The organism is Burkholderia sp. BCC1972, from assembly GCF_905339605.1.
In the GTDB taxonomy this organism is placed as follows: Bacteria; Pseudomonadota; Gammaproteobacteria; order Burkholderiales; family Burkholderiaceae; genus Burkholderia.
The window spans coordinates 19,082-32,361 of the sequence record NZ_CAJPGH010000014.1 but is presented as its reverse complement, the minus strand read 5'-3'; the positions used below and the strand labels follow the sequence as shown (position 1 = coordinate 32,361).

The window sequence follows — 13,280 nt, the reverse complement described above, 5'->3', positions numbered from 1 at the left end:
CGCCGGCCGGGCTTCTCTGACAATTCTTAAACCTCACCGCGTGACGGGCTGCGTATACTGACCCGGCCGGTCGTCCGCTCCCAGCGGACGCGCCGGCCACGGTACGTCGCAGGGCGGGCACGGGGGCCATGCCTGACGCTACCGTCGTACAACGGGGAGAGGACATGTCCTTCAGACCAGGGACCTTTCGAAGTCCGTCCGGAACGGAATGCATTGCGCCCGCGCGCGCGTCGGAATTGAGCCGGATCGAGCTCGATCCGCGACAGGATCGCCATGCGCGTGCCGCACTGGAGGCCTACGCGGATTCGGCGGCGGCCGAGATGCCGTGGCTGGCCGAGTGGCTTGACGAACGGCTGCGGGATGTCGCGCAGGACGACGGCCCGGGCCTGACCTACTGCGGTGCGACGATCGAGCGCGTGTTCGATCTGGCGCAGGCATGGGCGGCAGCCCAGCCCGATTACGCGGCGCCTGCGTGGGAGCGGGTGCGCGGCCAGCTGCAGCGGATGCTCGTTCAACCGGCGCTGCCGGAACGGCCGGCGCCACGCATGCCGGCGGACGATTGTGCCGAGCCGGTGGCCGGCATCGCGGGCGCGGATTAGGCGTCCGATTGCGCGGCAGGAAGGATTATTCGAAGAAAGAACGATAGTCCGCGCAATTTCTTGGCGAATTTCATACTACTATGATGAAATCGCCGGTTCGTCCGTGCCCCGTTTTTGAGATATTGGACCGGGGTCGCCGGTTTGCGCAGTGGCGCGAGCGGCGAACGACGGCTCGCCGGCCGAAATCCGGACGCCGCGCACGTGCTGCGCGGCCGGGGGCAGGCGCGGGAGTTGAATGGACGAATCGATTTCGATTTGCGGGGTGCTATGAGAATTGCTGTACTGGATGATGATCCGGCCCAGACGGATTTCGTCAGCCAAACGCTGACGGCCGTTGGCCATACGTGCTATGCGTTCAAGGAAGGCAAGGCCCTGAAGAAGCGCCTGCAGCGCGAGACGTTCGATCTGCTGGTGCTCGACTGGAACGTGCCCGACATGTCCGGCGAGGAAGTGCTCAAGTGGGTGCGTGCGAACCAGACCGAGCACAGCCTGCCGATCATCTTCATGACGAGCCGCGACGACGAGGCGGGGATCACGCAGATCCTCAATGCCGGCGCCGACGACTACGTGGTCAAGCCCGTGTCGGGCCCGATCCTGCGCGCGCGCATCGGCTCGCTGCTGCGCCGCGCGTATCCGGTCAACGCCGAGGCCACCGTCCGCGAGTTCGACCAGTTCCGTTTCGACGTGAACCTGAAGCAGGCGTATGTCGGCGACAAGGCCGTGAGCCTCACGCAAAAGGAATTCGAGCTCGCGCTGCTGCTGTTCCAGCACCTCGACCGGCCGTTGTCGCGTGCGCACATTCTCGATCTCGTGTGGAAGCAGGCGACCGACATCCCGTCGCGCACGATGGATACGCACATCTCGATGCTGCGCACCAAGCTCGGCCTGCGGCCCGAGAACGGCTATCGCCTCGCGCCGATCTACGGCTACGGCTACCGGCTCGAGCGGGTCGGCCAGGGAGAACCGGAGTGACCACGGGCATCACGCAGCGCACGGCGAACCTGCGCACGGCGGCGCTGCACGCGGCCTGCGCGGTCGCGCTTGCGTTCGCCGCGCAGCACGCGGCGGCGCAGCCGCCCGCTGCCGCGGGCAAGATGGTCGTGTACCGCACGCAGGCGGGCGACACGCTGTACGACGTCGCCGCACGCTATATGCAGGGCTCGGACGACTGGCAACTGCTCCAGCAGATCAACGGCGTGCCCGCGCCGAAGCACCTGCAGCCCGGCGTCGCGCTGAAGCTGCCAGTCGCGCGGCTGCGCAAGGAAAAGCTGACCGCCCGCGTGATCGCGGTGCAGGGCACGGCCGAACGCGCGTCCGGCGACGCTTTCACGGCGCTCGCCAACGACGCGACGCTCGCGGAAGGCGACCGCGTGCGCACGGGCCCGAACGGCTTCGTGACGATCGAGCTCGCCGACGGCACGCACATGAGCCTGCCGCCCGACAGCCAGCTCGACCTGAAGTCGCTGCGCCGTACCGTGCTGACCGGCACGCTCGATCGCGAGTTCGAACTCACGCGCGGCTCGGTCGACAGCGAAGTCACCCATCTGAAGAAGCGCGACGACCGCTTCCAGATCCGCTCGCCGTCCGTCGTGGCCGGCGTGCGCGGCACGCATTTCCGCGTGAACTACGACGCGGCCGGCAATGCGTCGACACGTGTCGAAGTCCTCGACGGCACCGTCGGCGTCGCGGGGCACCGGCAGGCGGCCGACCCGACGCTCGTGCATGCGAACTTCGGTAGCGTCGCGACGTCGTCCGGCACGGTCGGCGCGCCCGTCGAGCTGCTGGCCCCGCCCACGCTCGCGCATCCGGACAAGGTGCAGGACGAGTCCGACGTCGCGTTCGACGTCGCGCCGCTCGCGCAGGCACGCGGTTATCACGTCCAGCTCGCGCACGACGCGGGGTTGCTCGACCTGTTCCGCGAAACGCGTACCGATACGCCGCGCGTGGTGTTTCGCGACGTGCCGAACGGCAACTATTTCGTGCGAATCGCCGCGATCGATTCGAACGGTCTCGAGGGGCTGCCGCGCACCTATGCGTTCGAGCGCCGCGTGATGGGGCTCGACGCGAGCGCGTCGCCCGGCGCCGGCGGTTACGAGTTCCGCTGGTCGCCGAACGGTTCGGGCAAGGATGCGCGCTACCGGTTCGTGCTGTCGCGCTCGAAGGACCTGAGCGCGCCGGTCGTCGACCAGGTCGGCCTGCATGCGCGCCAGCTCACCGTTGCGCACCTGCCGCCGGGCGATTATTTCTGGGCCGTGACCGTCGAGGAATTCGAAGGCGGCAAGTTCTACGAGAAGACCAGTCCCGTCAGCGCGTTCACGTTGTCGCGCTGACCCGCGGCGCATGAAACCCCGCTCCGTGTCCCCGCGGCGGCATCTCGGCCGCCGCTTTCTCATCGAATGGATCGCGATCGGTTGCCTCGGGATCGCGGTGATCCTCGCGTGCGCGCTCGGCCGCCTGTCGTCGAGCGTCGACGGGCTGATCTACGACCGGCTGCTGATGCTGCGCAGCCTGCCGCTGTCGCCGGATGTGGTCGTCGTCGACATCGACAACCAGAGCGTGTCGGCGCTCGGCCGCTGGCCGTGGTCGCGCGACGTGCATGCGCGGCTGCTCGACACGCTGGCGCGTGCGCAGCCGGCCGCCGTCGTCTACGACGTGCTGTTCACCGAACCGTCGCCGGAGGATCGCGCGTTTGCGGACGCGATGAGCCATGTACCGACCTTCCTGCCCGTACTGCTGAGCCCGGAGCAAGCGGACGGCACGCGTAGCGTCGATCCGCCGGTCGCCGCGCTCGCGGCGCGCGCGACGGGGCTCGGCCACATCAATCTCGAAGTCGATCGCGACGGCATCGTGCGCAGCGTCGCGCTGTTCGAAAGCGACGGCCGCGTGCGCTGGCCGCAATTGATGGTGCCCGTGTACCGTGCGATCCAGGCCGGCCGGCTGCATCCGGTCGGCGGCGTGCCGGGCGCGAATGCGCACGACCTGTCGCGCGATGCGGCCGGCGAGGGCCGCTACCTGATCCCGTTCAGCCGCAATACCCCCGCTTATCCGACGCTGTCGTTCGACGACGTGCTCGAAGGGAGCGTGAAACCCGATGCGCTGCGCGGCAAGATCGTCGTCGTCGGCGTGACGGCGTCCGGGCTGTACGACCGCTTCGCGACGCCCGTGTCCGGCGAGTTCGGCCCGCTGGCCGGCGTGTATATCCATGCGAACGTGCTCGACATGCTGGCGACCGGCAGCGCGATCTCGCCCGCGTCGCGCCTGGGGCTGTTCGCCGCGTCGCTGCTGCCGCTCGCCGTGCTGCTCGGCGGTTTCCTGATGCTGTCGCCGTGGCGTGCGCTGCTGCTGACGATGAGTCTCGCGGTGCTCGCCGTGGTCGCGAGCCTGGCTCTGCTGTTCGAGGCGCGCATCTGGCTGACGCCGGCACCGGCGATCTTCGGGCTGATCGCCGTCTACCCGATCTGGAACTGGCGGCGCCTCGAAATGACGATGTCGTACCTGCGCCGCGAGCTGCAGCGGCTCGCCGACGAGCCGCACCTGCTGCCCGAGGCGCCGCGCACGCGCAGCGTCGGCGGCGACGTGCTCGAGCGGCAGATGGCGCTGATGGCGCAGGCCGCGCAGCGCGTGCAGGACATGAAGCGCTTCGTGTGGGACAGCCTCGACAGCATGCCGGAGCCGATTTTCGTGACCGACCTCGCCGGGACCGTGCTGATCGCGAACCACGCGGCGAAGCGCTACGGGTCGCGCCTGTCGCTGCCGCTGCCGGAAGGGCGGCCGCTGCGCAACGCGCTCGGCGAGCTGACCTTCATGAAGACCGTCGACGGCAATGCCGAACACGACGCGGCGATCCGCGAGCGCTGGCCAGCCGCGCTCGACCCGACGCTCGAGGCCGAACACGACGCAATGGCGCGCGGCATCGAGGTGCGCGATCGCGACGGGCTCGACCATCTGTTACGCTACGCGGCCTGTACGAACGCCCAGGGCCGCGTGACGGGCTGGATCGCCGGCCTCGTCGACGTGACCGAGCTGCATGCGGCCGAGCGGCAACGCGAGGAAGCGCTGCACCTGCTGTCGCACGACATGCGCTCGCCGCAGTCGTCGATCCTGGCGCTCGTCGAGATCGAGCGCGACCGTGTCGACACCGACGCGATGCGCGGGCTGCTCGCGCGGATCGAGCGCTATGCGCATCGCGCGCTGTCGCTGGCCGACGAATTCGTGCAACTGGCGCGCGCCGAGTCGCAGGCGTACCAGCTCGAGGTCACGAGCCTCGTCGACGTGCTGATCGACGCGAGCGACGAGGTATGGCCGCAGGCGCAGGCGAAGCATATCCGCGTCGACACCGAGGTCGGCACCGACATGTGCTGGGTGCGCGCGGACCGCTCGCTGATCACGCGCGCATTCGTGAACCTGCTGAACAACGCGGTCAAATACAGTCCGTCCGACACCGTGATCACGTGTACGCTGACGGTCGAGCACGCATCGAAGCGGATGTTCTGTACGATTCGCGATCAGGGGTACGGCATTGCGCCGGAAGATCAGCGGCATCTGTTCGAGCGTTTCAAGCGATTCCATGCCGGCGAGCGGCCCGAGATCTCGGGTTCCGGGCTCGGCATGGCATTCGTGAAGACGGTCGTCACGCGCCATGGGGGCAGCGTGTCGGTCGACAGCGAGGTGGGTGTCGGCACCGCGGTGACGGTGTCGCTGCCCGCGATCGACGAGCCGTCCGCCTGACAGGGCCGGGCACGACGGCAGGGATTTGGGGAAAGCCATGAGAAAGGAATGGGCAGCGACCGCACTGGCGGCGTCGCTGTTGACGGGTTGCGCCGGCGTGACGACCGGCGTGAGTGCGGTCGGGCAGCCGGATGCGTTTGCCTCCGGTGCGCACGGCTACGATTTCGTGCGGACGGCCGCGCAGGCGGGCGACACCGAGTACCGGCAGATCGAGACGCTCGTGCGCGACGAACTCGCGCGCCGCGGCTTCGATGCGCAGCCGCTCAAGGATGCGCGCTACCGGCTGTCGATCGCGTACGCGACGCAGCCGGCGTCGGTCACGGCGATCGCCGACCGGTGCGGCGCCGCGAGCAGTGCGTGCGTGACGGTCGACGGGCCGGCGCCGGTCGCGCTGCCGTTCATGGGCACCGTGTATCGCCACGTGCTCACGCTGCGTTTCGTCGACGCACGATCGGGGGCCGACGTGTACCGCGTATCGGCCGCGCTGCGCGATCGCGATCCGGGCACGCAGCTGGCCGCGCCGGCGCTCGTGAAGAGCGCGCTGGCGAAGGTGCCGTTCGGCGACGGCAACGGCTGGCTCGTCAAGACGAAAAAAGACGACGCGGGCGGGATGCCGGGCGTCGTCTCCGTGAAGCCGGCCGAAACGCGCTGAGCGCCGGCCGGTGAGGTGAGGGCGGGCTCGCCGCGGCGAGCCCTTGCCGCGTTCAGGCGGCCGGTTGCGTGCCGCCGCGCGTACGCAGGTACGCGTCGAATTCGGCGCTGACTTCCGGGTGGCGCAGCGCGAATTCCACCGTCGCCTTCAGGTAGCCGAGCTTGCTGCCGCAATCGTAGCGCGTGCCCTGATACTTGTAGGCCAGCACCTGTTCATCGGCGAGCAGCGCCTGGATCGCGTCGGTGAGCTGCAGTTCGCCGCCCGCGCCGGGCTTCAGCGCGCGCAGGTGTTCGAAGATCCGCGGCTTCAGGATGTAGCGCCCGACCACGCCGAGGTTCGACGGCGCGACTTCCGGCGCCGGCTTCTCGATGATCGCCGACATCTTGACGATCGACTCTTCCCATTCCTTGCCGTCGACGATCCCGTACGACTTCGTTTCCGACGGCGGGATCTCTTCGACGCCGATCACCGAGCTGTGATAGTGGTCGAACACGTCGACCATCTGCTTCATCACGGGCGGCGTGCCGTCGAGCAGGTCGTCGGCGAGGATCACCGCGAACGGGTTGTCGGCCACCAGCTTTTCCGCGCACAGCACCGCATGGCCGAGGCCGAGCGCTTCCGGCTGGCGCACGTAGAAACAGTCGACGTGGCTCGGCTTGATGCTGCGCACGAGCTCGAGCAGCTTTTCCTTGCCGCGCGCCTCGAGTTCGGCTTCGACCTCGTACGACTTGTCGAAGTGATCCTCGATCGCGCGCTTGCTGCGCCCGGTGACGAAGATCATCTCGGTGATGCCCGCGGCGATCGCTTCCTCGACCGCGTACTGGATCAGCGGCTTGTCGACGACCGGCAGCATTTCCTTCGGGCTCGCCTTCGTCGCCGGGAGGAACCGCGTGCCGAGACCGGCAACGGGAAATACCGCCTTGGAAACTTTCAGCATGATCGAACCTTTATTCCTGTAATCGACTTGTCAGACGGTCTATGTTCACGTTCGCATTATAGTGAACGCAAACGACCTTACCCTTTGTTACGCAGGCAACCGATCGAGCTGCGCCCGCAGTTTTTCGAGCGTGCTCTGGAATTCCGCGACGCGTTTCTGCTCCTGTTCGACCACGGCCGGCGGCGCTTTCGCGACGAACGCCTCGTTGCCGAGCTTCGCGTTGCACTTCGCGATCTCGCCCGTCAGGCGCGCGATTTCCTTCGACAGGCGCTCGCGTTCGGCCGCGACATCGATTTCCACCTTCAGCACCAGCTTGTTCGGGCCGACGATCGCGATCGGCGCGCCGTGCGCTTCCTTGTCGAGCGCCGCTTCGTCCGCGAGGATCTGCACTTCCGACAGGCGCGCGAGCGCCTGGACGTACGGCGCGAACGAGCGCAGGCGCTCGGCATCGCCGGCAGCCAGCAGCGGCACCTTGGTCGCCGGCGACAGGTTCATCTCGCCGCGCAGGTTGCGGCACGCGTCGACGATCGCCTTCAGGTCGGCCGCCCATTGCTCGGACGCCTCGTCGAGCTTCTGCAGGTTCGCGACCGGGTACGGCTGCGTCATCAGCGACGCTTCGCCTTCCGCCTTGCCTTGCGGATAGCGGCCGGCGAGCGGCGCGACCTTCTGCCAGAGCGCTTCGGTGATGAACGGGATGACCGGGTGCGCGAGGCGCAGCACCGTTTCCAGCACGCGCAGCAGCGTGCGGCGCGTCGCGCGCTGCTGTTCCGGCGTGCCGTTCTGGATCTGCACCTTCGCGAGCTCGAGGTACCAGTCGCAGTACTCGTCCCACACGAACTTGTAGATGCTGCTGGCGATGTTGTCGAAGCGGTAATCGGCGAAGCCCTTCGCGATGTCCGCTTCGGTGCGCTGCAGCAGCGACACGATCCAGCGGTCGGCCGCCGAGAAATCGAGGTAGCCGCCGGGGCCGCAGTCGCCCGCGCCGCACACTTCCGGCTTGTCGGCGCCGCAGTCGTGGCCTTCGCAGTTCATCAGCACGAAGCGCGTCGCGTTCCACAGCTTGTTGCAGAAGTTGCGATAGCCTTCGCAGCGCGCGAGGTCGAAGTTCACGTTGCGGCCGAGCGTCGCCATCGACGCCATCGTGAAGCGCAGCGCGTCGGTGCCGAACGCGGCGATGCCGTCCGGGAATTCCTTGCGCGTCTTCTTCTCGATCGTCGCGGCCTGCTTCGGGTTCATCAGGCCGGTGGTGCGCTTCGCGACCAGCGTCTCGAGGTCGATGCCGTCGACGATGTCGATCGGGTCGAGCGTGTTGCCCTTGCTCTTCGACATCTTCTGGCCTTCCGCGTCGCGCACGAGGCCGTGCACGTAGACGGTATGGAACGGCACCTTGCCGGTGAAGTGCGTCGTCATCATCACCATCCGGGCGACCCAGAAGAAGATGATGTCGAAGCCCGTGACGAGCACCGACGACGGCAGGAAATGCTGCAGTTCAGGCGTTTCGTTCGGCCAGCCGAGCGACGAGAACGGCACGAGCGCCGACGAGAACCACGTGTCGAGCACGTCCTCGTCGCGCTTCAGCGCGCCCGCATAACCCTTCGCGGCGGCCTGCGCGCGTGCTTCCTCCTCGTTGCGCGCGACGAATACCTCGCCGTTTTCGCCGTACCACGCGGGAATCTGGTGGCCCCACCACAGCTGGCGCGAGATGCACCAGTCCTGGATATTTTCGAGCCACTGATAGTAGGTGGTCGTCCAGTTTTCCGGCACGAACTTGATCTGGCCGTTGCGCACCACGTCGAGCGACGTCTCGGTGATTGACTTGCCGGGGTTGAACGTGCCTTCCGGTGCCGGCTTCGTCATCGCGACGAACCACTGGTCGGTCAGCATCGGCTCGATCACGACGCCCGTGCGGTCGCCGCGCGGCACCATCAGCTTGTGCGGCTTCACGGAGTCGAGGAAGCCCTGCGCGTCGAGGTCGGCGACGATCGCCTTGCGCGCGTCGAAACGGTCGAGGCCGCGATACTGCTCGGGGCCGTTGTCGTTGATCTTCGCGTCGAGCGTCAGGATCTCGATCGGCGCGAGGTTGTGGCGCAGGCCGACCTGGTAGTCGTTGAAGTCGTGCGCGGGCGTGACCTTCACGACGCCCGTGCCGAACTCGCGGTCGACGTAGTCGTCGGCGATCACCGGGATCTCGCGGCCCGTCAGCGGCAGCGTGACGAGCTTGCCGATCAGGTGCGCGTAGCGCTCGTCTTCCGGGTGGACCATCAGCGCGACGTCGCCGAGCATCGTCTCGGGGCGCGTGGTGGCCACCGTCAGCGAGCCCGAGCCGTCGACGAGCGGATAGCGGATGTGCCACAGGTGGCCGTTTTCCTCTTCGCTCGCGACTTCGAGATCCGACACGGCGGTGAGCAGCACCGGGTCCCAGTTGACGAGGCGCTTGCCGCGGTAGATCAGGCCCTGTTCATAGAGCGTGACGAACACGTCGCGCACGGCGGCCGACATCTTGTCGTCCATCGTGAAGTATTCGCGCGACCAGTCGGTCGACGCGCCGAGGCGGCGCACCTGGCCCGTGATCGTCGAGCCGGACTTTTCCTTCCATTCCCATACGCGCTCGACGAACTGCTCGCGGCCGAGGTCGTGGCGCGACACGCCCTGCGCGTCGAGCTGGCGCTCGACGACGATCTGCGTGGCGATCCCCGCATGGTCGGTGCCGGGCACCCACAGCGTGTTTTCGCCGAGCATCCGGTGGTAGCGGGCGAGGCCGTCCATGATCGTCTGGTTGAACGCGTGGCCCATGTGCAGCGTGCCCGTCACGTTCGGCGGCGGCAACTGGATCGCGAAATCGGGGCGCGACGGATCGAAAGCCGGGGCGGCGTAGCCGCGTTTTTCCCACTCCGGCCCCCATTGGGACTCGATGGTGTGGGGCTCGAAGCTCTTCGCAAGCGTGTTGTCGCTCATGTTGGAAATCTGCCGAAAAATGCGTGAATTGGATGCCGAATCTGACAATTATAAATGGATGCCCATCGGCCAGCCATCGCCTTGCCGGCACGGGCCTGCCGAGACGGGGCCGCAACGTGCCGGCAACGTGCCCGCCACGCGCGGCCGAACGGATCGGGAACGGCATCGCGCGGCCGACTTATAATGTCGGGTCCGCATTTTTCTCGCCCGTTAGCTGCCGCTCCATGCCCGATCTGCTCGCCAATCTGAACCCCGAACAACTCGCCGCCGTCACGTTGCCGAACGAACCGGCGCTGATCCTTGCAGGGGCGGGCAGCGGCAAGACCCGCGTGCTGATCACGCGTATCGCGTGGCTGATCCAGCAGGGCTACGCATCGCCGCCCACCGTGCTCGCCGTCACCTTCACGAACAAGGCCGCGCGCGAGATGATGGCGCGCCTGTCGGCGATGATGCCGATCGACACGCGCGGGATGTGGATCGGCACGTTCCACGGCCTGTGCAACCGGATGCTGCGCACGCACTGGCGCGACGCCGGCCTGCCGCAGACGTTCCAGATCCTCGATACCGCCGACCAGCTGTCCGCGATCAAGCGGCTGATGAAGGCCGCGAACGTCGACGACGAAAAGTACCCGCCGAAGAACGTCCAGTACTTCATCAACAACGCGAAGGAGCAGGGGCTGCGTCCCGACAAGGTCGACGCGACTGACAACTTCAACCGCAAGTTCGTCGAGCTGTACCAGGCGTACGACCAGCAGTGCCAGCGCGAGGGCGTCGTCGATTTCCCCGAGCTGCTGCTGCGCTGCTACGAACTGCTCGCGTACAACGCACCGCTACGCGCGCACTACCAGGCGCGCTTCCGGCACATCCTCGTCGACGAGTTCCAGGACACCAACAAGCTGCAGTACGCGTGGCTCAAGATGCTCGCGGGCGGCGAGAACGCGATCTTCGCGGTCGGCGACGACGACCAGTCGATCTATGCGTTCCGCGGCGCGAACGTGGGCAACATGCGCGACTTCGAAGACGAATTCCGCGTGCGCAACCTGATCAAGCTCGAGCAGAACTACCGGTCGCACGGCAACATCCTCGACGCGGCGAACCAGCTGATCTCGAACAACGCGCACCGCCTCGGCAAGAACCTGCGCACCGACGCCGGCCACGGCGAGCCCGTGCGCGTGTACGAGGCGAGCACCGATTCGCAGGAAGCCGGCTGGATCGTCGAGGAGATCCGCTCGCTGATCAACACCGGGATGGCGCGCAGCGAAGTGGCCGTCCTGTACCGCAGCAACGCGCAGTCGCGCTCGATCGAGCACACGCTGATGTCGTCGGGCATCCCGTACCGCGTGTATGGCGGCCTGCGCTTCTTCGAGCGGCAGGAAGTGAAGCACGCGCTCGCGTACCTGCGCCTGATCGACAACCCGAACGACGACACGGCGTTCGTGCGCGTCGTGAACTTCCCGACCCGCGGGATCGGCGCGCGCTCGATCGAGCAGCTCGCCGACGCCGCGCGTCTCTACGGCTGCTCGATGGCCGCCGCGATTCCGTACGTGACGGGCAAGGCCGGCACGAGCCTCGGCGGGTTCGCGAACCTGGTCGCGAAGATGCGCGCCGATACCCAGCACATGAACCTGCCCGACACCGTCGAGCACATCGTGCGCGCCAGCGGCCTCGCCGATTTCTACCAGGGCGAGCGCGAAGGCCAGGACCGCCTCGAGAACTTGCAGGAACTCGTGAACGCGGCCACCGCGTTCATCGCCGAGGAAGGCTACGGGCTCGATACGCCGGCCCGCTCGATCCCGCTGCGCGCGGGCGCGATCGCGGCACCCGAGCTCGGCACCGCGACCGACGATCCGGCGGTCGACGTGCTCGATCCGGAGTCGCCCGCGGACCCGGCGCAGAACCCCGACACGATGACGCCGCTTGCCGGCTTCCTGTCGCATGCGTCGCTGGAGGCCGGCGACAACCAGGCGCAGGCCGGCCAGGACGCCGTGCAGCTGATGACGGTCCACGCGGCGAAGGGGCTCGAATTCTCGGCCGTGTTCATCACGGGCCTCGAGGAAGGGCTGTTCCCGCACGAGAACAGCGTGCTCGAATCCGACGGCCTCGAGGAAGAGCGCCGGCTGATGTACGTCGCGATCACGCGCGCGAAGGAGCGGCTCTACCTGTCGTTCGCGCAGAGCCGGATGCTGCATGGCCAGACGCGCTACAACGTGCGTTCGCGCTTCTTCGACGAATTGCCCGAGCACGTGCTGAAGTGGCTGACGCCGAAGGTCGAGGCCGGTTCGCGCTGGGGCGGGCGTTCGGACAACGCCGGGTACGGGCGCGACTGGTTCGCGCGGCCGGGCGGCGGCAGTCGCGAGCAGATCGTCGATGCGGCCGTGTCCGCGCCGCTGCCCGCGTTCGCGGACAAGCAGCGCGCAGCCGACGCAGGCTTCCGGGTCGGCCAGCAGGTGTTCCATACCAAGTTCGGCGAAGGCACGGTCACCGCGCTCGAAGGCAACGGCACCGATGCGAAGGCCCAGGTGAAGTTCAAGCGGCACGGCGAGAAGTGGCTCGCGCTCGCGGTCGCGAAACTGCAGGCGGTGGAATGATGGACATCGACATGGATTCCACGCTTGCGGCCCGGCCGCTCGGCATTCTCGCCGCGCTGCCCGAGGAACTCGGCGACCTGATCGCCGCGATGCGCGCCGAAGGCGCGATGAAGACGGTCACGCTCGGCCGCCGCGATTACCACGTCGGCACCGTGCACGGCGCGGCCTGCGTCGTCACGCTCGCGCGGATCGGCAAGGTCGCGGCCGCCGCGACGGTCAGCGCGCTGATCCACGTGTTCGGCGTGTCGGGCGTCGTGTTCACCGGTGTCGCGGGCGGCGTGTCGCGCACGGTGCGGGTCGGCGACGTCGTCGTGGCCGATACGCTGCTGCAGCACGATCTCGACGCATCGCCGCTCTTTCCGCGCTACGAGGTGCCGCTGCTCGGCATCACGCGCTTCACGACCGACGCGGCACTGACGGCGCGCCTGCGTGCCGCGTGCACGCTGTTCGTCGCGGAAGAGGGCGCGCAGTTCGCCGAGCGCTTCGGGCTCGCCGGCGCGACGCTGCACGCGGGGCTCATCATCAGCGGCGACCGCTTCGTGTCGAGCGAGCGCGAGGTCGTCGCGCTGCGCGACGCGCTGCCGGACGCACTCGCGGTCGAAATGGAAGGCGCCGCGATCGCGCAGGTGTGCGCGGAGCACGACGTGCCGTTCGCGCTCGTGCGCACCGTTTCCGATACGGCCGACGATCATGCAACGCAGTCGTTCTCGCACTTCCTGTCGGCGATCGCGAGCAGCTATTCGTCCGGCATCCTCAAGCGTTTCCTGACGCTGCATGCGACGACGGCGGCCTGAAGCCGCCGCCGTACTCTCCCTCCCAGC

The 13,280-nt window shown here is 67.7% G+C and carries 9 protein-coding genes; 7 read left to right on the top strand and 2 right to left on the bottom strand.

Annotated features, from left to right (window positions below):
• The first annotated feature begins 164 nt into the window (after positions 1-164).
• The 5 genes from U5798_RS20340 to U5798_RS20320 all read left to right on the top strand — a co-directional run bounded on the left by U5798_RS20340 (position 165) and on the right by U5798_RS20320 (position 5,979).
• Positions 165-599 (top strand): peptidase, encoded by a 435-nt coding sequence (locus tag U5798_RS20340; RefSeq protein WP_124455964.1) that lies wholly within the window; start codon positions 165-167, stop codon positions 597-599.
• A 267-nt stretch (positions 600-866) separates the two neighbouring features.
• On the top strand, positions 867-1,571 hold the full coding sequence (locus U5798_RS20335; protein WP_006490421.1) for a response regulator transcription factor: 705 nt from the start codon (positions 867-869) through the stop codon (positions 1,569-1,571).
• Positions 1,568-2,929, top strand: a complete 1,362-nt coding sequence (locus U5798_RS20330) for a FecR domain-containing protein (protein ID WP_322082989.1) — start codon at positions 1,568-1,570, stop codon at positions 2,927-2,929. The genes U5798_RS20335 and U5798_RS20330 overlap by 4 nt, the downstream gene beginning before the upstream one ends.
• Before the next feature lie 10 nt (positions 2,930-2,939).
• The gene (locus U5798_RS20325) at positions 2,940-5,327 is read left to right on the top strand and encodes a CHASE2 domain-containing protein (RefSeq protein WP_322082988.1); all 2,388 of its coding nucleotides are present in this window, start codon (positions 2,940-2,942) and stop codon (positions 5,325-5,327) included.
• Positions 5,328-5,364: 37 nt separating this feature from the next.
• The gene (locus tag U5798_RS20320; protein ID WP_322082987.1) at positions 5,365-5,979 is read left to right on the top strand and encodes a DUF4136 domain-containing protein; all 615 of its coding nucleotides are present in this window, start codon (positions 5,365-5,367) and stop codon (positions 5,977-5,979) included.
• 52 nt (positions 5,980-6,031) lie between these two features.
• On the opposite strand, the gene galU is transcribed toward U5798_RS20320, so the two are convergent.
• A complete protein-coding gene (gene galU / locus U5798_RS20315) occupies positions 6,032-6,916 on the bottom strand; it encodes a UTP--glucose-1-phosphate uridylyltransferase GalU (protein WP_124455968.1) in 885 nt (294 codons plus the stop codon).
• A gap of 87 nt (positions 6,917-7,003) precedes the next feature.
• Positions 7,004-9,871 (bottom strand): valine--tRNA ligase, encoded by a 2,868-nt coding sequence (locus U5798_RS20310; protein WP_322082986.1) that lies wholly within the window; start codon positions 9,869-9,871, stop codon positions 7,004-7,006.
• A 224-nt stretch (positions 9,872-10,095) separates the two neighbouring features.
• On the opposite strand from U5798_RS20310, the gene U5798_RS20305 reads away from it, so the two are divergent.
• The gene (locus U5798_RS20305) at positions 10,096-12,459 is read left to right on the top strand and encodes a UvrD-helicase domain-containing protein (protein WP_124455971.1); all 2,364 of its coding nucleotides are present in this window, start codon (positions 10,096-10,098) and stop codon (positions 12,457-12,459) included.
• Positions 12,456-13,253, top strand: coding sequence for a 5'-methylthioadenosine/adenosylhomocysteine nucleosidase (locus U5798_RS20300; RefSeq protein WP_322082985.1), 798 nt, complete (start codon positions 12,456-12,458; stop codon positions 13,251-13,253). The genes U5798_RS20305 and U5798_RS20300 overlap by 4 nt, the downstream gene beginning before the upstream one ends.
• The last annotated feature ends 27 nt before the right edge of the window (positions 13,254-13,280 follow it).

Bases quoted from the DNA above. Each gene is read 5' to 3' on its own strand.
- U5798_RS20340 (WP_124455964.1), top strand. From the start codon at position 165: ATGTCCTTCAGACCAGGGACCTTTCGAAGTCCGTCCGGAACGGAATGC.
- U5798_RS20335 (WP_006490421.1), top strand. From the start codon at position 867: ATGAGAATTGCTGTACTGGATGATGATCCGGCCCAGACGGATTTCGTC.
- U5798_RS20325 (WP_322082988.1), top strand. From the start codon at position 2,940: ATGAAACCCCGCTCCGTGTCCCCGCGGCGGCATCTCGGCCGCCGCTTT.
- U5798_RS20320 (WP_322082987.1), top strand. From the start codon at position 5,365: ATGAGAAAGGAATGGGCAGCGACCGCACTGGCGGCGTCGCTGTTGACG.
- galU (WP_124455968.1), bottom strand. From the start codon at position 6,916: ATGCTGAAAGTTTCCAAGGCGGTATTTCCCGTTGCCGGTCTCGGCACG.
- U5798_RS20310 (WP_322082986.1), bottom strand. From the start codon at position 9,871: ATGAGCGACAACACGCTTGCGAAGAGCTTCGAGCCCCACACCATCGAG.
- U5798_RS20305 (WP_124455971.1), top strand. From the start codon at position 10,096: ATGCCCGATCTGCTCGCCAATCTGAACCCCGAACAACTCGCCGCCGTC.
- U5798_RS20300 (WP_322082985.1), top strand. From the start codon at position 12,456: ATGATGGACATCGACATGGATTCCACGCTTGCGGCCCGGCCGCTCGGC.